The organism is Paenibacillus sp. FSL k6-2145 (assembly GCF_037976585.1).
GTDB lineage: Bacteria > Bacillota > Bacilli > Paenibacillales > Paenibacillaceae > Paenibacillus.
Map to the genome: position 1 here is coordinate 5,674,924 of NZ_CP150267.1, position 22,256 is coordinate 5,697,179.

The 22,256-nt window shown below is 43.0% G+C and carries 18 protein-coding genes and 1 pseudogene; 18 read left to right on the forward strand and 1 reads right to left on the reverse strand.

Annotated elements, in window-relative coordinates; all coding sequences use genetic code 11:
• Positions 1–6: 6 nt before the first annotated feature.
• Positions 7–1,461 carry a glycoside hydrolase family 1 protein gene (locus NZ043_RS25055; RefSeq protein WP_339309533.1) on the forward strand — a complete coding sequence of 485 codons (1,455 nt, stop codon included), beginning with the start codon at positions 7–9 and terminating at the stop codon, positions 1,459–1,461.
• Between the two features lie 218 nt (positions 1,462–1,679).
• Here the strand turns inward: NZ043_RS25055 and NZ043_RS25060 are convergent, their stop codons facing one another.
• Positions 1,680–3,038 (reverse strand): alkaline phosphatase, encoded by a 1,359-nt coding sequence (locus tag NZ043_RS25060; RefSeq protein ID WP_339309534.1) that lies wholly within the window; start codon positions 3,036–3,038, stop codon positions 1,680–1,682.
• Between the two features lie 282 nt (positions 3,039–3,320).
• On the opposite strand from NZ043_RS25060, the gene NZ043_RS25065 reads away from it, so the two are divergent.
• From NZ043_RS25065 to NZ043_RS25145, 17 genes and pseudogenes are all read left to right on the forward strand, one after another.
• Complete coding sequence (locus NZ043_RS25065; RefSeq protein ID WP_339309535.1) at positions 3,321–5,135, forward strand: family 43 glycosylhydrolase; 1,815 nt, start codon at positions 3,321–3,323, stop codon at positions 5,133–5,135.
• A 240-nt stretch (positions 5,136–5,375) separates the two neighbouring features.
• Positions 5,376–5,690 carry a metalloregulator ArsR/SmtB family transcription factor gene (locus NZ043_RS25070; protein ID WP_036615511.1) on the forward strand — a complete coding sequence of 105 codons (315 nt, stop codon included), beginning with the start codon at positions 5,376–5,378 and terminating at the stop codon, positions 5,688–5,690.
• A complete protein-coding gene (locus NZ043_RS25075; RefSeq protein ID WP_339309536.1) occupies positions 5,687–8,155 on the forward strand; it encodes an FAD-dependent oxidoreductase in 2,469 nt (822 codons plus the stop codon). Before NZ043_RS25070 ends, NZ043_RS25075 begins: the two co-directional genes overlap by 4 nt.
• A gap of 143 nt (positions 8,156–8,298) precedes the next feature.
• Positions 8,299–8,625, forward strand: a complete 327-nt coding sequence (locus NZ043_RS25080; protein ID WP_036671386.1) for a metalloregulator ArsR/SmtB family transcription factor — start codon at positions 8,299–8,301, stop codon at positions 8,623–8,625.
• A gap of 67 nt (positions 8,626–8,692) precedes the next feature.
• A complete protein-coding gene (locus tag NZ043_RS25085) occupies positions 8,693–9,994 on the forward strand; it encodes an arsenic transporter (RefSeq protein ID WP_339309537.1) in 1,302 nt (433 codons plus the stop codon).
• Between the two features lie 38 nt (positions 9,995–10,032).
• On the forward strand, positions 10,033–10,452 hold the full coding sequence (gene arsC, locus NZ043_RS25090; RefSeq protein WP_091030114.1) for an arsenate reductase (thioredoxin): 420 nt from the start codon (positions 10,033–10,035) through the stop codon (positions 10,450–10,452).
• A 253-nt stretch (positions 10,453–10,705) separates the two neighbouring features.
• Entirely contained in the window at positions 10,706–11,524 is an 819-nt protein-coding gene (locus NZ043_RS25095; protein WP_339312863.1) for a helix-turn-helix domain-containing protein, read from the forward strand.
• Positions 11,525–11,548: 24 nt separating this feature from the next.
• Positions 11,549–12,733: an MFS transporter gene (locus NZ043_RS25100; RefSeq protein ID WP_339309538.1), complete on the forward strand. Its 1,185-nt coding sequence runs from the start codon at positions 11,549–11,551 to the stop codon at positions 12,731–12,733.
• A pseudogene (locus NZ043_RS25105) lies at positions 12,693–13,014 on the forward strand (arsenate reductase); the annotation flags it as partial. The gene NZ043_RS25100 and the pseudogene NZ043_RS25105, both read left to right, overlap by 41 nt.
• A 188-nt stretch (positions 13,015–13,202) precedes the next feature.
• A complete protein-coding gene (locus NZ043_RS25110; RefSeq protein WP_339309539.1) occupies positions 13,203–14,810 on the forward strand; it encodes a spore germination protein in 1,608 nt (535 codons plus the stop codon).
• A 13-nt stretch (positions 14,811–14,823) separates the two neighbouring features.
• The gene (locus NZ043_RS25115; RefSeq protein ID WP_133384895.1) at positions 14,824–16,041 is read left to right on the forward strand and encodes a Ger(x)C family spore germination protein; all 1,218 of its coding nucleotides are present in this window, start codon (positions 14,824–14,826) and stop codon (positions 16,039–16,041) included.
• Between the two features lie 20 nt (positions 16,042–16,061).
• The gene (locus NZ043_RS25120; protein ID WP_133384896.1) at positions 16,062–17,159 is read left to right on the forward strand and encodes an endospore germination permease; all 1,098 of its coding nucleotides are present in this window, start codon (positions 16,062–16,064) and stop codon (positions 17,157–17,159) included.
• A 134-nt stretch (positions 17,160–17,293) separates the two neighbouring features.
• A complete protein-coding gene (locus NZ043_RS25125) occupies positions 17,294–17,878 on the forward strand; it encodes a TetR/AcrR family transcriptional regulator (RefSeq protein ID WP_240768019.1) in 585 nt (194 codons plus the stop codon).
• A gap of 160 nt (positions 17,879–18,038) precedes the next feature.
• Positions 18,039–18,908 carry an NAD(P)-dependent oxidoreductase gene (locus NZ043_RS25130; protein ID WP_249910573.1) on the forward strand — a complete coding sequence of 290 codons (870 nt, stop codon included), beginning with the start codon at positions 18,039–18,041 and terminating at the stop codon, positions 18,906–18,908.
• 29 nt (positions 18,909–18,937) lie between these two features.
• A complete protein-coding gene (locus NZ043_RS25135; protein ID WP_091030105.1) occupies positions 18,938–19,990 on the forward strand; it encodes an LLM class flavin-dependent oxidoreductase in 1,053 nt (350 codons plus the stop codon).
• A gap of 57 nt (positions 19,991–20,047) precedes the next feature.
• The gene (locus NZ043_RS25140; RefSeq protein ID WP_249910572.1) at positions 20,048–21,001 is read left to right on the forward strand and encodes an alpha/beta hydrolase; all 954 of its coding nucleotides are present in this window, start codon (positions 20,048–20,050) and stop codon (positions 20,999–21,001) included.
• Positions 21,002–21,260: 259 nt separating this feature from the next.
• Positions 21,261–22,229, forward strand: a complete 969-nt coding sequence (locus NZ043_RS25145) for an ROK family protein (RefSeq protein WP_091030101.1) — start codon at positions 21,261–21,263, stop codon at positions 22,227–22,229.
• The last annotated feature ends 27 nt before the right edge of the window (positions 22,230–22,256 follow it).

Consider the following 22,256-nt stretch of genomic DNA (forward strand, 5'->3'; position numbering starts at 1 on the left):
GATTAGATGACAACAATCAGAAGGTTTCCCGAAGGATTTTTATGGGGCGGCGCAATTGCAGCGAATCAGGCTGAAGGTGCCTGGAACGTTGCGGGTAAAGGGATTTCCACTGCCGATCTGGCGATGAATAAGAAAAATATAAGTAAAGCTGACTATAAAAAGCAAAACGCCGTGAGCTCGGAGCAGCTGGAAGCCGCACTTCAGGATCAAACTACAGTGAACTATCCGAAACGAAGAGGAATTGACTTCTATCACCGCTATCCAGATGATCTCGCATTAATGGGCGAGATGGGAATCAAAACGTTGCGTACGTCTATTGCGTGGACTCGAATTTTCCCGAATGGAAATGAAACAACTGCAAACGAAGAAGGATTGCTTTTCTACGATCGCCTGTTTGATGAGATGATTAAAAATGGCATTGAACCCTTGGTTACTCTATCTCACTATGAGATGCCGATGTATCTCGTTGATCATTATGGGGGATGGACATCCAGAGAAGTTGTTGATTTCTTTGTGCGCTTCAGCACAACGGTATTTAACCGGTACAAAGATAAAGTCAAGTATTGGATCACCTTTAATGAAATTGACGGGATCGTTCGGCATCCGTTTACCAATGGTGGAATTGTTCCGGATCGATTTGAGAATATTGAGCAGGCTGTATACCAATCGCTCCATCATCAATTCGTTGCGAGTGCTTACGCTGTAAAGCTTTGTCATGAGATTATTCCGACTGCCCAGATAGGTTGTATGCTGACAACTTTGCTGCACTATCCTCATACATGTAATCCGTTAGATGTGCTGGCAGCACACAAAAATAATCAATTTAATCTGTTCTTTACCGACGTTCAGGTGCGCGGCGCTTATCCAGGTTACATCGAGAGATATTTTAAAGAGAATAACATTGTTATTGAAAAAGCCGAAGACGACAGCAAGCTGTTAAAAGAATATACGGCCGACTTCATATCGTTCAGTTATTATAATTCATTTGTGGCCAGCGCGGATAGCGAAGGCTTGGAAACAGTTAGTGGTAACACGATGGGAGGCATCAAGAACCCATATCTGCCTGTCAGTGATTGGGGATGGCAAATTGATCCGATCGGTCTGAGACTGGCACTCAACAATCTGTACAGCCGTTACCAGGTTCCGTTGTTTATTGTAGAAAATGGACTAGGTGCTTACGATACCGTTCAAGAAGACGGTACAATCAGCGATCCTTATCGCATTGAATACCTGCGTTCTCATATTGAACAAATGCATGAGGCATTGTTGGATGGAGTTGAAATCATCGGGTATACGGTATGGGGAATTATCGACCTAATCAGTTATTCCTCTTCGGAAATGGAAAAACGTTATGGTTTAATCCACGTAGATCAGGATAATGACGGCAATGGCACGTTGGAGAGAAGAAGGAAGGAAAGCTTCTTCTGGTATCAAAACTTGATTTCAAACAATGGACTATAACATAAACGACAAAAAGGGTGAACTTCGGTTCACCCTTTTTCATATCCATCTTATTCAACTCAGAACGGTATTAGCTTATCAAGTCGCTTACACACAAAGCAGTTTATGCAAAAATGAGTCGGATAATCAGGAACCTTACATTATATCGGATTCAGTTATACAAATGGAGAGAAGGGCTTAAGTTTTTCTAAGATTAACCGAAATGTATGGAGTTATTTTTATTGATGCTTGCTGAGAATATCAAATATGATCTTAGCATTATCTGTGTTATCGATCAAACCGGCGAAGCGATGACTTGCCGGGCCGTAAGCATAGACCGGAACATCTTCACCTGTATGTCCACCTGTTGTCCAGCCCGTAAATGAACGGTTATCAATAATTGCTTCAATGGCATTATCAATCTTTGTTACGTCCGCACTTTTGGCTGCTTCTTTCACGGATTGAATCTCTTCCGGCTTCAACTCCAGTTTCAGATAACTTTTGAGTGTTTCTTCAACCGAAGCACCTTTTGCAATTTGTGCTGCCATGAAGTCAGGCGTACGCAGTGCAGCTTTGATCGGGTCTACGAAGAAGTTGTATTCTCCGTCTTTTCCGAGCGTAAGTCCGCCCGTGGAGTGGTCGGCAGTAGCTACAACAAGTGTTTCACCGTCTTTTTTGGCAAAATCAATAGCTGCCTGAAATGCTGCTGCGAAATCTTCCATTTCACTCATCGCGCCAACGATATCATTATCATGTCCTGCCCAGTCGATCTGGCTGCCTTCGACCATTAGAAAGAATCCTTTGTCGTTCGAACTGAGACGATCAATCGCTGTATTGGTCATCTCAGCCAATGATGGAGTTGAAGCACTACGATCAATCAACTTGTCCAGTCCTCCGTCCGCAAACAGTCCAAGAACTTGTTGATTCTTATCCGCAAGGAGAGAGGAACGATCTGTGACATAGCTAAATCCGGCCTTCTGGAATTCTTTCGTCAGGTCACGACCCTCGCGTACAAAATTGGATTTCCCTCCACCCAGAAGTACATCCACTTTATGCTTGCCGTTAATCAACTCATCATAATAATCGTCCGCAATAGCATCCATATTTTTTCGGCTGATATCATGGGCACCAAATGCAGCTGGTGTGGCATGAGTGATCTCCGATGTAGCCACGAGTCCGGTGGCCTTCCCGTTTTCTTTTGCCTGCTCAAGTACGGTTTTGACTTCCTTCTGCTCAGGGTCAACCGCAATGGCCGCATTGTAGGTTTTCACACCTGCCGACATGGCTGTTGCTGCCGAAGCGGAATCCGTCACATTTTGTTTATCATCATCCGGATAGGTCATTTGTGCACCAACCAGATAAGGGTCAAAAACGGTTTTGTCCATGCCCTTCGTTGAAGGGTCATCTTTAATATAACGGTAGGCGGAAGTATAAGAGGTCCCCATGCCATCCCCAATGAGGAAGATGATGTTCTTAATTTGTTTTTTCTCCACACTTACAGCTTGAACGGCACTTGCTTGTCCGGCAGACAAGAGAGTAGAAGCCGATACAGCCAGAGTCAGCGCTACCGCTGGTAATACTCTTTTAGATAATTTCAAAATGATTCCTCCTCATAATATCTCAATAACAAAATGAATGCATGAATCTATATTCATTTGTTCATCATTAAGAAGATTAGCATTTATTTGTAAATGAAAACCAAGAATTTTGTATACCTGAGGTAAAATAAAGGCGATGTGTTAATTCTATGCAACATACGAGATTACAAACATATACTCATCCCGCTGTTTTTGAAGTATGATACAACATAAGTAGAACGCTTTCATTTTTATATTACTGTTAATATAAAATCAATTTCATTTTCAGGAGGCTCTTTACCATTGACCAAAACAACTCCAAATTATGATGGGTATCTCTTTGTACATTTTATTGGCGAACAACCAGATGGAGAGCAGGTTTATTTCTCTTATAGCGAGGATGGTCTTCACTGGAAGGACCTTAATGGCGGCTCACCTGTGCTGTTTTCCGACCTTGGAGAAAAGGGGGTACGGGACCCGTTTCTGGTTCGTTCAGTCAAGGATAATAAATTTTATCTGATTGCTACGGATCTCCGCATCACAAGCGGCAAAGGATGGTCTCAAGCCGTTAATGCCGGGAGCCGTGACGTAATTGTATGGGAATCCAGCGATCTCGTATACTGGTCATCCCCATGGAACGTTACACTAGGTGTCGAGGGCGCTGGATGTGTCTGGGCACCAGAAGCTGTGTATGATGAAATGGCAGATGAGTTTCTTGTATTCTGGGCTTCTGCGACGCAGGAACCTCAAGAGCAAGAAAGAAAGCAAAAAATATACAGCGCTCGTACAAAAGACTTTCGTACGTTTTCTGCATCGGAAAAATACATTGAGCGGGATAATCACATTATAGATACAACGATTCTTCCTGCGGATGGAGCTTACTATCGATACTCCAAGGATGAAACAACCAAAAACATACGGGTAGAAAAAGGAGACTCTCTCGACAAAGAGGCGTTTGTTACGCTGCAAGCCCCGGTACTGGAGGCTTTGGCAGGAGTGGAGGGACCTCAAATCTTTAAATTCAATGACCGGGAGGAATGGTGCCTGATTGTTGATCGATTTGCTGAAGGCAAGGGGTATCTTCCTCTGTTGACTACAGATCTGGGAAGCGGAGAATTCCGAATTGTCCCTTATGGTGATTTTGATATGGGAACGAATCAAAAGCGTCATGGAAGTGTCCTGCCAATCACAGCTGAGGAGTGCAGCCGGCTTCTCGCTGCTTACGGAGATGGTCATCAGGTGCTTCCCGGACAATATGCCGATCCTGATGTCGCACAGTTTGGGGATCGTTACTATATGTATCCAACAACAGATGGCTTCGAGGGGTGGTCGGGGACACAGTTCAAGGTGTTTTCTTCTTCAGACCTGAAGCATTGGCGAGACGAAGGCGTGATCCTTGATCTGGGAACAGAGGATGTTGCCTGGGCAACCGGTAATGCCTGGGCACCGGCAATTGCAAGCCGAAACGGAAAGTTCTATTTTTATTTCTGTGGCAAAATGCGGAACGGCGAGAGTGCCATTGGCGTTGCTGTAGCAGATACACCGATTGGTCCATTCCTGGCCGAGTCGCAGCCTTTAATCACAATGGAGCAGTTGAAACGTCTGGGCATTACCATGGGACAAGCGATTGATCCCTCTATCTATGTCGAAGATAATGGAAAACCGTATCTACTATTTGGCAATGGACATGCTGCCATTGTGGAGCTCGGTGAAGACATGATAAGTGTAGTGGAGGACACAATGAGCAATCTGGCGGGATTGCATGATTTTCGTGAGGCGGTAACCGTGTTAAAGCAGGGCGGACTATACCACTTTACGTGGTCCTGTGATGATACAGGCAGCGAAGATTATCATGTGAATTACGGTACGTCAGAGCAATTATACGGTCCTGTTACCTATCAATACCCGATTCTGAGCAAAAATGTCGAGAAGGGCATGCTGGGCACAGGTCATCACTGTATATTTAATGATTCCCAAACGGGTCAATATCAGATTGCCTATCACCGTTTTGTCACGCCACTATCCAGATTTTCCTCTGGAAAGGGTTATCACCGCGAAATATGTATGGACCCGCTTCTGTTTGGTAAGGACGGACTGATTCAGCCTGTTATACTCTAATATAAGACGTTTCAATAAATCGCTATCTATAATGGCCTGATACAACATGAATGCCTGTTAAATGTCGCTTTTAGCGGTTTTGGCAGGCATTTTTATCATCTTTATCTTTCACCTGGAACAAGCAAAAACCTTAGGGTTGAGCGGGTATGTGACTAATTGAACGCATTCAATCCAGAATACATTTGACATGCGAATTAATAAATCGTATTATTACGATATAACGATTTAGGAGGAATACTTGTGAACACTCCCGCTTTTGACAGCAATAACATTAAACAGTTCGATGAACCAGCTAATCTGCTGAAAGCTTTGTCTCACCCCATTCGTTTATGCATTGTTCGGGGACTGATGATGAAAAAAAAATGTAATGTTTCTTATATGCAGGAATGTCTGGATCTTCCCCAATCAACAGTCTCGCAACACCTCCAGAAGCTTCGTAGTGCAGGTATTGTTGCTACGGAGCGGAATGGTCTTGAAGTAAACTATGTGCTTGCCGATCAACGGGTTGAACAGATTATTAAAACTTTGTTTGAAAAGGATGATTGTGAATCATGAGCAAAAAAGTACTTATTGTTGGCGGTGTAGCTGGAGGTGCTTCTGCAGCTGCACGTCTTCGCCGTCTGGATGAACATGCCGAAATTATTATCTTTGAGAAGGGACCCTATATCTCATTTGCCAATTGTGGTTTACCTTATTATATAGGTGGCACAATCGATGATCGAGAGCGTCTGCTGGTGCAGACGCCAAAAGGGATGGCAGATCGCTTTTGTATCGATGTGCGTACAAGAAGTGAGGTCGTAGCTATTGATTCGCAGAAGCGAGTGGTTAAGATACAGTCTCAGGAGCGCGGTGCATATGAAGAAAGCTATGACGAGTTGATATTGTCACCAGGTGCAAAACCGATCATTCCCGATCTGCCGGGTAAGGACAATCCGCTAATTTACACCGTGCGAAGTATTCCGGATATTGATCGGATCAAAGAACAGGTGAGTTCTTCTAACAACAAGTCTTCGATCGTCATAGGTGGTGGATTTATAGGCGTAGAAATGGCTGAGAATCTAAAGGAAGCTGGTCTGGATGTAACGCTGATTGAGGGGAACGCACAAGTACTCACCCCATATGATCCCGAGTTAGCAGCCGCATTGGCACAGGAAATGGAGAACCACGGTGTGAATCTGCTGTTTTCCAAACGTGTTCAGGGATTCCATTCCCTAGAGCAGGGCATAGGGGTTGAACTTGCGGATGGTCATACGCTGACTGCTGACATGGTTATTCTTGCGATAGGCGTAACGCCGGACACCTATTTTTTGAAAGATAGCGGCGTTTCGCTGGGTGCACGTGGACATATTATCGTAAATGAAGCTTTAGAAAGCAGTGTGCCACATATCTATGCTGTTGGAGATGCTATCGAAGTAACGGAAACCATTCATGGTACGAAGGCAACGATTCCACTTGCCGGACCTGCCAACAAACAAGGTCGTATTGTTGCTGACCGTATCGCAGGGCTTCCTTCTACCTATAAAGGAACACAAGGTACGTCCATTATCAAAGTCTTTGGAATGACGGCAGCCACGACAGGCAGTAATGAGAAAACACTGCAGCGTCTCGGCGTGGAATATCAAACCGTTATCGTACACCCTGCTTCTCATGCATCGTACTATCCGGGTTCGAGTGCAATTACTCTTAAACTGCTGTTTACTCCGCAAGGTAAAATTTTAGGCGCACAAGCAGTCGGTTATGATGGAGTGGATAAACGAATTGATGACATTGCTGTAGCCATTCATTTCGGAGGACATGTCGGGGATTTGACAGAACTTGAACTGAGTTACGCGCCACCTTATTCTTCTGCCAAAGATCCCGTAAATATGGCTGGATATGCAGCAGAGAATATGATCACTGGACGTGTTCAGACGTTCACCTATAATCAACTGGCTGATCGTCAGCCGGGGCAGTCGATACTTCTCGATGTTCGCAGTGAAATCGAGCATCAAAATGGTCATATTCCGGATTCACTCTCCATTCCAGTTGATGAGCTTCGTCAACGTTTAGATGAATTAGATCCATCCAAAGAAATCTGGCTATACTGTCAAGTCGGCTTACGTGGTTACACTGCTTCGCAAATTTTGCGTCAGCATGGTTTTAGCGTAAAAAACTTGAGTGGTGGTTATAAAACATACCGTCAAGCCCAGTTTAAGCCTGCTCCATTTACTGCTGCAAAACAAGATCATCATGATCCTGCGGTGGACGTTAAGGAAAAAAAGTCTATTCCCACTGACTCAACACAGCCGCAACGTATTGATCATGAGTTGAACGTATGCGGATTAAGTTGTCCTGGTCCGCTAATTCAGGTTAAGCAGAAAATGGATCAACTCTCGAACGGGGAAACCCTTCGCGTGAAAGCTTCCGATCCAGGATTCTATGAAGATGTCAAAGCATGGGCCACAATGTCGGGTTCCACAATCTTGCAGTTGGATAGACTGAAAGGCGGTACGATTGAGTCTGTCATTGCTAAAAATGCAGCACAACCCGTATCGGATTCCCCCATCAGCGATCCTGCCAGCACGATGGTTGTTTTCAGTGGTGATCTGGATAAAGCGATCGCCTCACTCATTATTGCAAATGGGGCAGCAGCGAGTGGACGGAAAGTAACCCTGTTTTTCACATTTTGGGGATTGAGTATTATTCGTAAGCCGCAACCGCAGAAGTTATCCAAAACCATGATCGGTCGTATGTTTGATATGATGTTACCTCGCGGCAGCCAGAAGCTTGGCATGTCCAAAATGAATATGCTCGGAGCAGGCCCGAAGATGATTCGTGGTTTGATGAAAAAACATCATGTGCCTTCGTTGGAGGAATTAATTGAGAGCGCAATTGCACAAGGAGTAGAGATCGTTGCCTGCCAAATGTCCATGGATTTAATGGGAATTCAGCGTGAAGAATTAATAGACCAAGTTAAAATTGGTGGTGTCGGTTATTATCTTGGACAAGCATCACAAGCCAATCATAATCTGTTTATTTAATAATTTATCACAAACTCAAAAAAGCGTTGATTCGAATTCGAACCAACGCTTTTTTGGACTTAATCATAAAGTAAACATTGACTTCATTTTTTTGATATTATAATATAAGCATACACTTATATGTTATTGAAGGAGGAAGTGCTATGGATTCTATGCAAGAGGTAGCGGATAAGCTTAAATTGCTGGGTGATAAAACACGCCTTACGATCCTTACACTTCTCAAAGAACGTGAATGGTGCGTGTGTGAATTTGTAGAGATTTTAGACATGTCACAACCTGGAATTAGTCAGCATTTGCGCAAACTGAAGGATCAAGGCTTGGTTAAAGAAAGTAAACGTGGTCAGTGGGTATACTACTCTTTAAATGTAGAGAATACACCCTATATTACATCTGTCCTGGAATTGATGCCGGATACAGCAACTATTCTTAAATCGTTAAATAAAGAAAACTTTACATCTGTTTGTAATTAATTTTTGATCGATATATAAGCATATCATTATATACCAATGTAAATTAAGCTGAACTGAAAGGGGGTATATGGTTTTGTTTTCTACGCTGTTAGCCTGCATCATCTTTTTGATTACACTTGTACTCGTTATTTGGCAGCCTAAAAACCTGTCCATTGGTTGGTCTGCTTGCGGCGGAGCAATCCTTGCTTTACTTGTCGGTGTGGTCAATTTGGAAGATGTATGGGATGTGACACAAATCGTATGGAACGCCACGTTTGCTTTTGTTGCAATCATTCTGATTTCACTAATTCTGGATCGTATCGGATTTTTCGAGTGGGCTGCCTTACATATGGCCAAAGCCGCTCATGGCAATGGTGTACGGATGTTTGTTTACGTCTCCATCCTGGGAGCGGTGGTTTCTGCCTTCTTTGCCAATGACGGGGGCGCACTGATTCTGACACCGATTGTTCTAGCCATGGTACGTGCACTGAATTTCGATGAGAAAAAAGTATTTCCATTCATTATCGCCAGCGGATTTATTGCGGATACAACTTCATTGCCGCTGGTTGTAAGTAACCTGGTCAACATTGTGTCTGCCGATTTCTTTGGTATTACGTTTATGGAGTACGCAGGAAGGATGTTTGTTCCAAATCTGTTCTCACTGGCGGCGAGTATCGGTGTACTGTATCTCTTTTTCCGCAAGAGTATTCCCAAACGATTTGATGCCAGTGAATTAAAACCTCCGGTAACTGCCATTAAGGATATGAAGATGTTTCGGTTGTCATGGGTGGTATTAGGGGTTCTTCTCATTGGATACTTTACCAGTGAATTTATCGGAATTCCCGTATCTCTTGTGGCAGGTATCGTCGCGATATTCTTCCTGATCATGGCTTCCCGGAGTTCTGCTGTACCGACTGCATTAGTTGTCAGAGAAGCACCTTGGGCCATCGTATTTTTCTCCATCGGTATGTATGTCGTGATTTATGGTCTACGTAACGTAGGTTTGACCGATCTGCTGGCCGTAGTCATTCAGGCTGTGGCTGATCAAGGATTGTTTGCTGCAACAATGGGTATGGGCTTTATCGCGGCAATCATTTCATCCCTGATGAACAATATGCCTACCGTGTTAATTGATGCGCTTGCCATTGATGCAACAACGGCTACAGGAACGGTTCGGGAGGCGCTCATTTACGCCAATATTATTGGATCAGACTTGGGTCCCAAGATTACCCCGATTGGTTCACTGGCGACGTTGCTCTGGCTTCATGTGCTTAGCACGAAAGGTGTCAAAATCTCATGGGGTACTTACTTCAAGACAGGTATCATAATCACGATTCCGACTCTGTTTATTACGCTAATGGGTCTGTATCTGTGGTTAAGCATTTTATAAAAGCAAGCTATAATTCAAGTAACGAGGAGACGATGAACATGAGTAAAAAAACAATGTACTTCCTATGCACAGGTAATTCTTGCCGGAGTCAAATGGCCGAAGGTTGGGCCAAGAAATATCTGAGTGAGGACTGGAATATCTATAGTGCAGGAATTGAGGCCCACGGTCTGAATCCAAAAGCGGTTGCAGCCATGAACGAAGTTGATCTGGATATTTCGACTCAAACCTCGGACATCATTGATTCAGAGTTGTTGAACAATGCTGATTTCGTAGTCACGTTGTGTGGGGATGCCGCAGATAAATGTCCAATGACGCCTCCACATGTGAAGCGGGAACACTGGGGATTTGATGATCCTGCCAAAGCGCAAGGGTCAGATGAAGAGAAATGGGCCGTATTCCAAAGGGTTCGTGACCAGATCGGGGAACGCATTAAAACATTTGCTGAAACTGGAAAATAGTACAAACCTGCCTGAGCAGGACAATTTAATGAATACCGAGAGAATGCCACGATGAGTGGCATTTTTTTTGTTCAAAAAAAATGAACGTTTCATTCAGAAACGGTTCTTTGACTTACCCATAACAGCAACATAGAGTGATGACAAGGACGGTATTTGATTTTACCTATAAAAGTGAGAAGCATATATACCCTTGACTTTCCCCTGTACGGGAAACTATATACTCGCATTATGTTAATTGATTGGAGATGATATGTTGTTCAAAATCAGTGCGTTTTCCAGGTTAAGTAGGGTCTCATTAAAAACACTGCGTTATTATGACCAAATTGGCATACTTAAGCCGAGAAAGGTGGATCACGATACGGGTTACCGTTACTATTCCGCAGATCAGCTTCTCGAGCTCAACCGAATCTTCATTTATAAAGAATTGGGGTTTACGTTGCCACAAATCACACAGCTGTTACAGGAACATATTACATTGGAGAATATTCAAGGCATGTTTAAGCTTAAAAGAAGCGAAATTCAGCAGATTATCGATACGGAACAAGCTAAACTCGTCCGAATTGAGGAACGCATGCAGCTTATAGAGGAAGAGGGGCATGTCGAAACCGGGCAAGAAATACGAATCAAAGAGGAAGGTGCTCGACAGTTTCTTTTTCAGACAGGGTGCGGGAGGGAAGAGGAGATCCCGAGTTTATTTCATCAGTTTGATCAGTCATTAACAAAAGAAATGCGCCAACTAATCCACGGACCACAGGTTGTTTTGTGGAGAGAAATCGCTGGACAAGAGGAAGAGTTCGAGTTTGAGATAGGTTACTTCTTAACCTGTGAGCTGCGATCACCTCCCGACCCATTTCAATTGCGGACTCTTCCTGCTGAACCCATGATGGCCACCATAGCTTATCGTTCCAATGCCACATTTGCCTGTAAAGCCTGTGTTCATCTAGCTACATGGATTGAGAAGAATAACTATCAGATCAAGGAGAACGGAGCTGGTAGGGAACTATATTTACCCTTATCACAAGAACAAGATGCACAATTCATAGAAATACAAATTCCAATACTAAATAGATAACTGAAGAAGATGGAGTGGAGTAAAGTGAAAAATAAATGGATCATATATATCTTGGCATTGGCTGTTTTTCTGATCGGAACCATTGAATACATTATTACAGGAGTCATTGAAATGATCGCCGCAGACTTAAGCGTATCTACTTCCGAAGTGGGTTTGCTGGTGACTGTGTTTGCTCTAGCAGCGGCCATTTTCGCCCCGATTCTCATTGCATTTACAATAAATATAGAACGCAAGAAGTTACTGGTGTCCACCCTCAGTGTGTTTATAGCCAGTAACGGACTTATGCTTGTAAACCTTTCTTACGAAACATTACTATGGGTGCGAATTATTCAAGGGGCGAGCGGAGGAATCGCTACCGTAGTAGCGATGGCCGTATCGACACGACTGGTTGAAAAAGAAAAAAGGGGCAATGCCATCGGGATCATTTTGATGGGGCTAAGCAGTTCGCTAGTGCTCGGTGTCCCATTGGGCACATTTTTTAGTGAAATGTTTGGATGGAGAGTTCTATTTGTTTTAATCGGTTTATTAAGTGTTCTTCCATTACTTATTATCTACAAAAAGGTTCCGGCAATCAAAGAGGAAGAAAAGATCACCCTCCGAATGCAGCTCTCCATTTTGAAAAATCCACTCATTCTGACTGCCTTGCTTATTACGTTATTGTATATCGGCGGCTATTCGACACTGTTCACGTACATTACGCCTTTCTTACAAGCTACGTCTTCTCTTTCCATGACCGAGATAAGCGGTGTTCTGTTTCTTGCGGGAATTTGCAGCTTTGTCGGATCAAAAGTGGGCGGACAATTGGCAGATGCAAAGGGATCAAAGTTTACAATTTGTCTAGGCCTTCTGTTACAAGGGGTGACTCTTCTTTTGTTCGCTCTAGCGGGGATCAATCTTATGATTTTAATCTTCATTTTAATGATTTTTATGTTAGCAACGTGGAGTATATCTCCGGCCCAGCAACTATATCTGGTTACACTGGCACCTCGTAATCCTGACATTGCCCTTAGCGTAAATACGTCGTTTATCCAATTTGGTTTTGCATTGGGATCTGGATTAGGCGGGCTTGTGATCAATCATACATCTGTCATGTATTTGAATTGGTTGGGTTTTGGAGCTGTAAGCGTAGCTTTACTTCTTGCCATCTTACTATTTAAGAAATCGAGAATCAGGATTGAAGGACCACGGTCTGAATCCAAAAGCGGTTGAAGCCATGAACGAAGTTGATCTGGATATTTCGACTCAAACTTCCGATATCATTGATTCAGAGTTGTTGAACAATGCTGATTTTGTAGTCACATTATGTGGAGACGCCGCGGATAAATGTCCAATGACACCACCACATGTGAAGCGGGATCACTGGGGATTCGATGATCCTGCCAAAGCGCAAGAGTTGATGAAGAGAAATGGCCATATTCCAAAGGGTTCGTGACCAGATTGGGGAGCGTATTAGAACGTTTGCTGAAACCGGAAAATTAATACAAACCTGACTGAGCAGGATAATTGAATGAACACCAAGAGGATGCCACGATAAGTGGCATTTTTTGTTCCAGTATCTCCATCTGTCTAATTTTAAAATTTCAGGGTTAACTAGTAGGGATGAAAGTAGAAGACCAAATTTATGCATAATTTTTGAGGGTAAGATCCATAGTAATGGGAAAATAAAGGAGGTGGGTTTATGGTGTTCCGATGGATCAAAAATGTATTTAAAACTCCAGAGGAGGGAGGATCTCAAACAAAGAAACCAAAGCATATTGAAAGTATGGAGATATCACTTCCACTTAAACTCACCTCAATCAAAGAAGCTTATGAACATAGTCCTGATTTTGTGGTTCGCGATTTCTCAGGGTGTGGTACAAAGAACTCTTCTCTGGCCATTTGTTATATTGAAGGTTTAACAGATCCTGCGCTCCTTGTGGAACTTATGGAAAGTGTCAATCAATTTATTAACACGACATCTCCATTGGAAGACCGCCCATTAGATGTACAAGTGAAAAGAATTCTACCTTCAGGAAATATCCAAATTTTAGATTCCGTTCAACTAGTTCATAAAGCCATATTAACAGGGAACGTAGTTATTCTTATGGATGGTATACAAAATGTCTTAGCTGTGCCGATCTCCGGTGGGGCTAGAAGATCAGTGGAGGAACCTACGTCCCAGACGGTCGTCAGGGGACCAAAGGAAGGCTTCACAGAGGAACTCACAACCAATATAACCCTGGTTCGACGGAAAATACGGTCGCCTGACCTGAAGTTTCAAATGCACAATATTGGAGAGTACACTCAAACCTCAGTCGCATTGGCTTATATACAAGGCATCGCCAAGCCTGAAGTGGTTGCTGAAGTCAAGAAAAGGCTAGGTTCTATTAATACAGACAGTATACTTGAGAGTGGTTACATAGAAGAATTCATTCAGGACTCACCGCTTACTCCTTTTCCGACCATGATTAATACAGAGCGTCCAGACACTGTGGCAGGCAGCTTACTCGATGGACAAGTTGCCATTCTGGTAGATGGAACCCCGTTTGCCCTTATTGCCCCGGTCACCTTTTTTAATTTCTTTCAGACTCCTGAAGATTACTACCAGCGTTACGATATTTCAACTTTTTTAAGAGCCATTCGGATGATGAGTTTTCTTATTTCTTTATTGCTGCCTTCCACTTTCATTGCATTAACGACATTCCAGCAAGAAATGATACCCACCACATTATTAGTGACCCTGGCAGCTCAGAGAGAAGGCGTCCCATTTCCAGCTTTACTGGAAGCACTGCTGATGGAAGTGACGTTCGAAGTCATACGTGAAGCAGGAGTTCGAATGCCACGAGCTATTGGGCCTGCGATATCCATTGTTGGTGCACTTGTTATCGGTCAAGCAGCCGTAGAAGCAGGATTGGTTTCGGGAGCGATGGTCATTGTAGTATCTTTCACGGCGATATCCAACTTTGTTATCCCGTATTTCAGCATGGCAACAGCAGTCCGGTTAATGCGTTTTCCATTCATGTTGCTGGCAGGAACCCTTGGTTTGTTCGGAATTCTGGCGGGTGCAGTGCCTTTATTGGCCCACTTGGTATCATTAAAGTCATTGGGTGTTGACTATTTGATGCCTTTCAGTCCATTTTACAAGTCGAACTATAAAGATCTGATATTAAGGGTACCTTGGTGGGCGATGAAGACCAGACCTGAAGAAAAAGTGGGATTAAACAAAACAAGGCAAGCCGCTCATCAATATCCTTCAGGCTCAAACAATGTTATAGATAGTGTCAATGACCCTGATTCTTCCAAGTAAAGGAGCGGTTTCTATGTTTCGACGGTGGTTCGCTTTAATACTGTTCATTTCAACTATGTCTATTGCCGGGTGCGGTAATGGCGTTGAATTGAATGATCTGGGTATTACAACTGCAACAGGGGTTGACAGACAGAATGGTAATTGGAACATTAGCTATCAAATTATTGTCCCTCCAGCGAGCAGTACGAATGGATCCTCAACAGGTGGTTCTCAGGCAGCCGTAACTACCTTTTCATCTCAAGGAAAAACTATTCGAGAAGCCATAGCGAAAAGCAGTCTAGAGAATCCTAAAAAGTTATACTTTGCTCATACTAACGTCCTTTTGATTGGAGACGATGCTGCAAAATATGGAATTTCAGAAATTATGGATGACTATTACCGCAATATTGATGCTCGAGAATCGGTAAAGATTATCATTGCTGATGGAAAAGCGAGAGATTATCTTAATAAACTGGTTCCTCCAGAAAAACAGCCTGGCCGGGCGCTATCCGAGATTTTGGAACGAAACAAAGAGAGAGGATCATTTTATCCTGTTATGAATCTTCATGAAGTCGCGTTGAAGATCACTTCCGACAGTGGAGTTGCCGGAATCCCGATTGTCACGCTTAAAGGTGGGGATGCGAGTAAACTGGAATCCATTGACACTTTTAAGCAAACATCAACATCAAGCCATTTAAGACTCGATGGATTAAGTGTGTTCTTTAAAGACAAGGAAATCGGGAATTTGAATGAAACAGAAAGTAAGGGCATTTCATGGCTAACAGATGGAGTAGATAGGACTAATTTGAGCTATACAGGGGTAAAAGGTGAGGTTAATTCTTTTCTGGTCCGAAAAGCAAGCGTTAAGGTAATCCCAATCAAATCCGGCTCTCATTACACTGTTCAAGTGAGTGCAAAAGTTGATGCTGAGCTAGATGAGAGCACAGCCTTGAAAGATATAGTTAATACACAGATCGTAGACGAATTGCAGATTCAAGCTGAACAAATTATCAGAAAAGAGATTATGGATGGTTGGAATGCAAGCCAACGACTCCATGTAGATATGCTGGGAATAGCAAATAAAATACATCAAAGACATCCTAAAGACTGGAAAGTATTAAAAAACAATTGGTCAGAGGAATTGGCACACATGGATATTAATATTAACGTGGCCGTTACCTTAAGACGAGTAGGCTTACTTCAGGACTCATTTAATCGGTTGCTTGAAACAAATAGTGAAGGGGAATACTAACATCAAGGAGATGTTTAATTATGAATTCAGCAAGGACTCTTCGCGTATCCGAATTGGCTATTTGTCTTTCCCTATTTGAAGTGGGAAGCACAACCTTGTTTCTTATTGGCGGCGAGGCCAAGCAGGATGCATGGTTAGCCATGCTGGCAGGGGCTTTTGCCGGATTGTTGTTATTACTTCTTCATTTGGCTATTCATCATCAGGAACCTGAACTAGATTTGTTTCTTCTATTTCGGCGCTATATGGGCAAGATTCTGGGTACGATAATAAATCTATTATTTATAGGTTATTTCGCGTATGAAGCTTCCCGAAATTTGCGGGATCTAAGTGAAGTCACCGAATTGACTTTACTTAACAAAACACCGATGTGGATCGTCAGTGTAATCACAATTCTTGTAGTCTCCAACACAGTTCGGTATGGATATCGGGTATTGTTCCTTATGTGTATGATTCTGTTTCCTATTATGGTTTTGGGTTATACGTTAATCAGCATTTTAATTCCTTCAACCGACCTTTTTCACACAGATCTAAGTATGCCTGTTATGGAGAATGGATGGGGACCCATTTTTCAAGCTGCATTTCCGGAGATTATTTCGTTTCCATTCGGACAGGTTGTCTTGTTTTTGGTTTTTTATCCATATGCTCGTAAAGGTAAGAACCTAAATAAAGTGGTAATCACTGCCTATATCATAACCGCGATCGCTTTAACCTTTATTAATCAACTGATCATTTTTGTCATGGGACCGCGGATTGCCATGTTTAGCACACTTCCGCTTCTGCAAACAGTTCAATTGATTGACATGGTCGAGGTATTCGAGCGGATGGATGTATTATTTACTTTGCTTCTTTTTTTAGGATTGGGCATTAAAATAGCAGCTTTTTTTCATGGGGCTGTTATCGGACTCGAAAGAGTAACCAGATTGAATTACAAGAAGTGGGTATTGCCCGTAGGGCTCCTTCTATATGGTTTGTCATTCCTATCACCGACTTTTACGGAATATATAGAAGTTGGGCGGGGAATTACATTGAATTATTCTTCGCCTGTATTTCAAATCATCCTTCCATTTTTTTTATTTATTATTATCCTCCTGAGAAAAAGAAACATTAAAAAACAATAATCAAACCTCTTAACCAGCTATAGAAACTTCTGAATAAAGAAACACTTTTCGTATGTCCGAAGAGCCGACCAAAAGATCTGCTCACTTTTTTCTGGACTGATCGGTTCAGATATGTTATATTTCTGAAACGGGAGGTGTTACTTATCGCCAGGACTAAAGAATTTGACAAAAATCAAGCGTTACACGAAGCAATGCTGTTGTTTTGGAAAAAAGGATACGAGGCTGCTAGCATACCGGATTTACTGGAAGTGATGGGCATTAGCCGATCCAGCCTTTATGATACGTTTTCCGACAAGCAAACCTTGTACAGAGATGCCCTGGAGCATTATAAAAAAGGGAGTTCCAATAAGCAGACCATTCTTGAACAAGCATCAAACGTAAGAGATGGAATTCTTCAATTTTTTGAATATCATATTGCTTCAGCATACGATACGAGCCTACCGGGCGGATGTTTTGTAACGAATACAGCTACAACATTGGAGTCACCAGATGAACAGATAAATGTCTTGATACAGACTAGTTTTTCGGATTTGGAACAAGCATTTTGCGAGCTTTTGGAGAAGGGCCAACAATCGGGAGAGATAGATAAAACAACAGATATCAAAACATTGTCTTATTTATTGCTGAATTTACATCAAAGCATAAATATTATGGCCAAAACAGGTCAAAATCCAGAACGTGCAAAAGAGATGATTAGCTTTGTAATTGCAGGGATATAATTTTTTTTGGCAATATTGGAATGATTGTTCCGTTATTATAGTCCTCATATTTTGAAGGTTCCATTTGAAGAGTATCTGTAAGACCATAATTTTTTTTGATCATTCTGGAACATTCATTCCGTTATCGAAACAATCCATCAACAATAAGGAGATGCAACCAATGAAGGTATCGTTTATTGGACTTGGAAATATGGGCCTTCCAATGGCACAAAACCTGTTGAAAGCGGGTTATGACGTAGTCATCTTTAATCGGACCCCTGAAAAAGCTGAACCATTAATAAAACAGGGAGCACGGTATGTCCAAACACCACTAGAGGCAGCGAAAGAAAGCAATCTTGTAATTACCATGTTATCTGATGATGCTGCTTTGAGAGAGATTGTTGAGGGACCAACTGGCGTTCTGAACGGATTATCTGAAAATGGAATTCACGTATCTGCCAGTACGATCAGCGTAGATCTGGCTCGGAAATTATCCGCTTTGCATGCGGAGAGACACCAGCACTTTGTGTCTGCCACCGTAATGGGTCGTCCGGATGCCGCGAAAGCAGCTACATTGCGCATTATTTTAGCTGGTCCGGAACATGCAAGACAACGAGTACTTCCCATGTTAACAGCACTAAGTCAAGAGATATTTGAGATTGGAGATCATGGCGAAGAAGGTAACATTGTCAAAATAGGCGTTAACTTTCTGATTGCTTCAATGCTGGAAGCTTTGTCGGAAGCGCAGCTCATGGTTGAAAAGCACGGCATTAAGCCGTCCCGATATATGGATGTTGTGAATGCTCTTTTTCAATCTCCGGTATATCAGAACTATGGCGCGATCATGACTGAACAGCGCTTTGAACCAGCCGGTTTTAAAATGAAGCTTGGGTTAAAGGATGTTGCATTAGCTATCGAGGCAGCCAAGTCAGTTCAAGCTCCACTTCCTTTAGGTCAGCTTATTCATCAACACCTCTCTGAAGGAATTACCCATGGTTATGGTGAGTTGGATTGGACGGCTTTAATCCGTTGTCTTGAGCATTCCTCTTAAAGAAAGAAAAATATAAGGAGAGATTAATTATGGAAATAGGTGTTACTTCATTCGTAGAAACAAAACCTGATACGAAGACCGGAGTTGTGATGAGTCACGCTCAGCGATTGCGAGAAGTTGTGGAAGAAATTGTCCTTGCAGATCAGGTAGGACTTGATGTGTTTGGCATAGGTGAACATCATCGTGATGATTATGCAGCATCTTCACCAGCAATGGTGTTGTCCGCTGCGGCGCCCCTCACAAAACGGATTCGATTGACAAGTGCTGTGACGGTGCTTTCTTCAGCAGATCCTGTCCGTGTGTTTCAGGATTTTGCCACGCTTGACGGTCTCTCCAATGGACGTGCCGAGATTATAGCGGGTCGGGGTTCCTTCATTGAGTCCTTTCCACTGTTTGGTTATGACCTGCATGACTACGAGGATTTATTTAATGAAAATATTGAACTGCTTCTTAAATTACGGGAATCCGAGAAAGTAACTTGGAGTGGAGGCCATCGACCAGCGATACATAATCTGGGGGTATACCCGCGTCCTGTTCAGGATTCCATCCCTGTATGGATTGGTAGCGGAGGTACTCAGGAGTCTGCCATACGTGCTGGAATTCTAGGTCTGCCACTAGTTCTGGCAATTATCGGGGGTAATCCAACGAAATTCGCGCCACTTGTAGAACTGTATAAAAAGGCGGCAACTCATGCTGGTCATGATGTATCACAGCTTCGGGTAGGTTCACATTCAATCGGATTTGTTGCAGAAGATACGGAAAAAGCCGCAGAACTCTTTTTCCCGTCCACTCAGTACGGCATGAATAAACTCGGCAAAGAGCGGGGGTGGGCATATTACGATCGTTCCAGCTATGACGCTGCCCGCAGCTCTGATGGTGCGTTGTATGTAGGGGATCCAGAAACTGTTGCTCAAAAAATCATTCATCTGCGCAAGCATGTAGGAATTACACGTTTCATGATGTATGTTCCCTTAAGCACGATGCCACATGAGTTGGTAATGCGGGCTATAGAATTGCTCGGTAAAGAGGTTGCACCGCGAGTACGAGAGGAAATTTCCAAGTGGGAAGCTGAAATGAGATAAGAATTAACTGAAAAAACGTACACGATCGAATTCATTATTATATTTGGAGGAATTATCATGAGTATTGAGAAACGTATATTACCAGAATTAAGAGAGGTTTATTCACAATTTCCAGGGTTTGAGTTGGAGAAAAATTTAGAGTGGAGCAGAAACTTAGTATCGGCTGCATCGGTGAAAAATTCAGAGCATGTAAACACAACTAGTCGGAAAATTCCGAGGGATGGAGGTGAGATGCTGGTCAAAATTTATGAGCCGGCCGAACGAACGAATGATTTACTACCAGCCATGTTATGGATTCATGGGGGTGGGTACGTGTTAGGACATCCCGATATGGACGACAAATTGTGCGAACGTTTTGTTCAGACAGCAGAATGTATTGTCGTATCAGTCGATTATAGGCTCGCTCCTGAGCATCCTTATCCTGCGGGGATTGAAGATTGTTATGCTGGATTGGTATGGATGACGGAGGAAGCAGAAATGCTTGGTATTGATGTGAATCGGGTTGCAATTGCCGGTGCTAGCGGTGGTGGAGGACTGACAGCAGCACTCGCGCTGATGGCACGTGATAAAGGAGGTCCGTCTATTATCTTCCAAATGCCATTGTACCCGATGTTAGATAATCGCAACATCACGCCATCTAGTCATGAGATTACAGAAGAGGGTTCAATCTGGAACCGAACGGACAACGTGGCTGCTTGGAAAATGTACCTTGGTGAGGAGAACGATGTCAATGGAAGTTCTTCTTATGCAGTACCTTCGAGAGCAGAGAACTTGGCCGGATTGCCGCCAGCCTATACTTGTGTAGGTCAGCTCGATCTATTCCGGGACGAGACGATGGAGTATGTGGCAAGACTAGCACAAGCAGGTGTGGATGTAGAATTTAATCTCTATCCAGGTTGCTTCCACCTTTTCGAAATTCTTGCTCCAGAAACAGAAGTGAGTCAGCGCGCTGTTCAGGGTTATATGGATGCAATGGCTCGTGCACTTCATCCCAATAGAACCCTTGAATAAGGAGTAGTGCATCGGAACCTTACACTTAAAGTAAATTGATAATTGTAAACTTTATGTCCCAAGAAGTCACTAATGTAGTGGCTTCTTTTTGTCTGGAGGCGCTTGTTCAATTTCGAGCTCTGAACCTATACTATAGTGAGTCACTCTGACAAGATGATTGAGTTATGGAGCAGCTTGAGCATATGTAGAGTTGGATGATCCAGTGAATCAAGTAGGGTAACGTTCCTCGGTATCCAAATAAATGAGAGCGGAGATTATTATGCGAAAATACATAATTGGAATTGACTTGGGTGGAACCAATATTAAGTCCTCCATTTTCAACCTGGAGTTTCAAAAAATTCACGAAAGAAGCGACCTAACAGAGGCAGCAAAAGGACCGTTTCATGTATTAAACCGAATCGTAGACATTATTCAAGAGATGCTATCTTCCGAGGGAATCCAGCCAGCTTCTATTCTGTGCATGGGTATGGGCATTCCTGGATTATTAGATCCGGAGCAGGGACTATCCATATTTTCACCTAATTTTTCAGACTGGGAAAACATCCATGTCGTGAACTATATGAAAAATCATTTTGAATTTCCCGTTTACATCGACAATGATGTTCGTGTAAATCTGTATGGTGAATGGCAGTTTGGTGCAGGCACCGACTATAAAAACCTGATATTGATTACGTTAGGTACCGGTCTGGGATCTGGTATTGTTAATAACGGAAAGGTTCTCTACGGTACTACATCAAGTGCAGGCGAACTCGGTCATATGAATATGTACCGGGAGGGCCGGCCTTGTCGTTGTGGAAGTTCGGGCTGTCTGGGGAGATACGTGTCTGCGATAGGAATCGTCAAAACCTTTACAGACAAGCTGGAGGAAGGCCGATCAAGTATGATTCTGGAATGGGTAGGGGAGGATTGCACGACAATTACTGCACGTATGATCTCGGAAGCATATGATCTTGGGGATTCACTTGCTATTGAGGTTATGCATGAGACCGGAAAGATTCTCGGGTTTGGTCTTTCCAATGTAATCAATATGTTCAATCCAGAAGTAATTATTGTTGGTGGAGGAATGTCGGCAGCGGGTGATCGATTACTGAATACAGTACGTGAGACTGTTGAGAAACATGCGTTAAAGCTTTCATCCCGTGCATGTAAAATAGTGCAAGCGAAATTAGGTGGGCAAGCAGGAATGATTGGTGCGGCTGCATATGCCAAAAACAAAATATCATTATAAAGTATCACAATATGATAATTGATCAAT

Coding starts and splice junctions, on each gene's coding strand:
- NZ043_RS25055 (WP_339309533.1), top strand. CDS start 7: ATGACAACAATCAGAAGGTTTCCCGAAGGATTTTTATGGGGCGGCGCA.
- NZ043_RS25075 (WP_339309536.1), top strand. CDS start 5,687: ATGAGCAAAAAAGTACTTATTGTTGGCGGTGTAGCTGGAGGTGCTTCT.
- NZ043_RS25080 (WP_036671386.1), top strand. CDS start 8,299: ATGGATTCTATGCAAGAGGTAGCGGATAAGCTTAAATTGCTGGGTGAT.
- NZ043_RS25085 (WP_339309537.1), top strand. CDS start 8,693: ATGGTTTTGTTTTCTACGCTGTTAGCCTGCATCATCTTTTTGATTACA.
- arsC (WP_091030114.1), top strand. CDS start 10,033: ATGAGTAAAAAAACAATGTACTTCCTATGCACAGGTAATTCTTGCCGG.
- NZ043_RS25110 (WP_339309539.1), top strand. CDS start 13,203: ATGGTGTTCCGATGGATCAAAAATGTATTTAAAACTCCAGAGGAGGGA.
- NZ043_RS25115 (WP_133384895.1), top strand. CDS start 14,824: ATGTTTCGACGGTGGTTCGCTTTAATACTGTTCATTTCAACTATGTCT.
- NZ043_RS25120 (WP_133384896.1), top strand. CDS start 16,062: ATGAATTCAGCAAGGACTCTTCGCGTATCCGAATTGGCTATTTGTCTT.
- NZ043_RS25130 (WP_249910573.1), top strand. CDS start 18,039: ATGAAGGTATCGTTTATTGGACTTGGAAATATGGGCCTTCCAATGGCA.
- NZ043_RS25135 (WP_091030105.1), top strand. CDS start 18,938: ATGGAAATAGGTGTTACTTCATTCGTAGAAACAAAACCTGATACGAAG.
- NZ043_RS25140 (WP_249910572.1), top strand. CDS start 20,048: ATGAGTATTGAGAAACGTATATTACCAGAATTAAGAGAGGTTTATTCA.
- NZ043_RS25145 (WP_091030101.1), top strand. CDS start 21,261: ATGCGAAAATACATAATTGGAATTGACTTGGGTGGAACCAATATTAAG.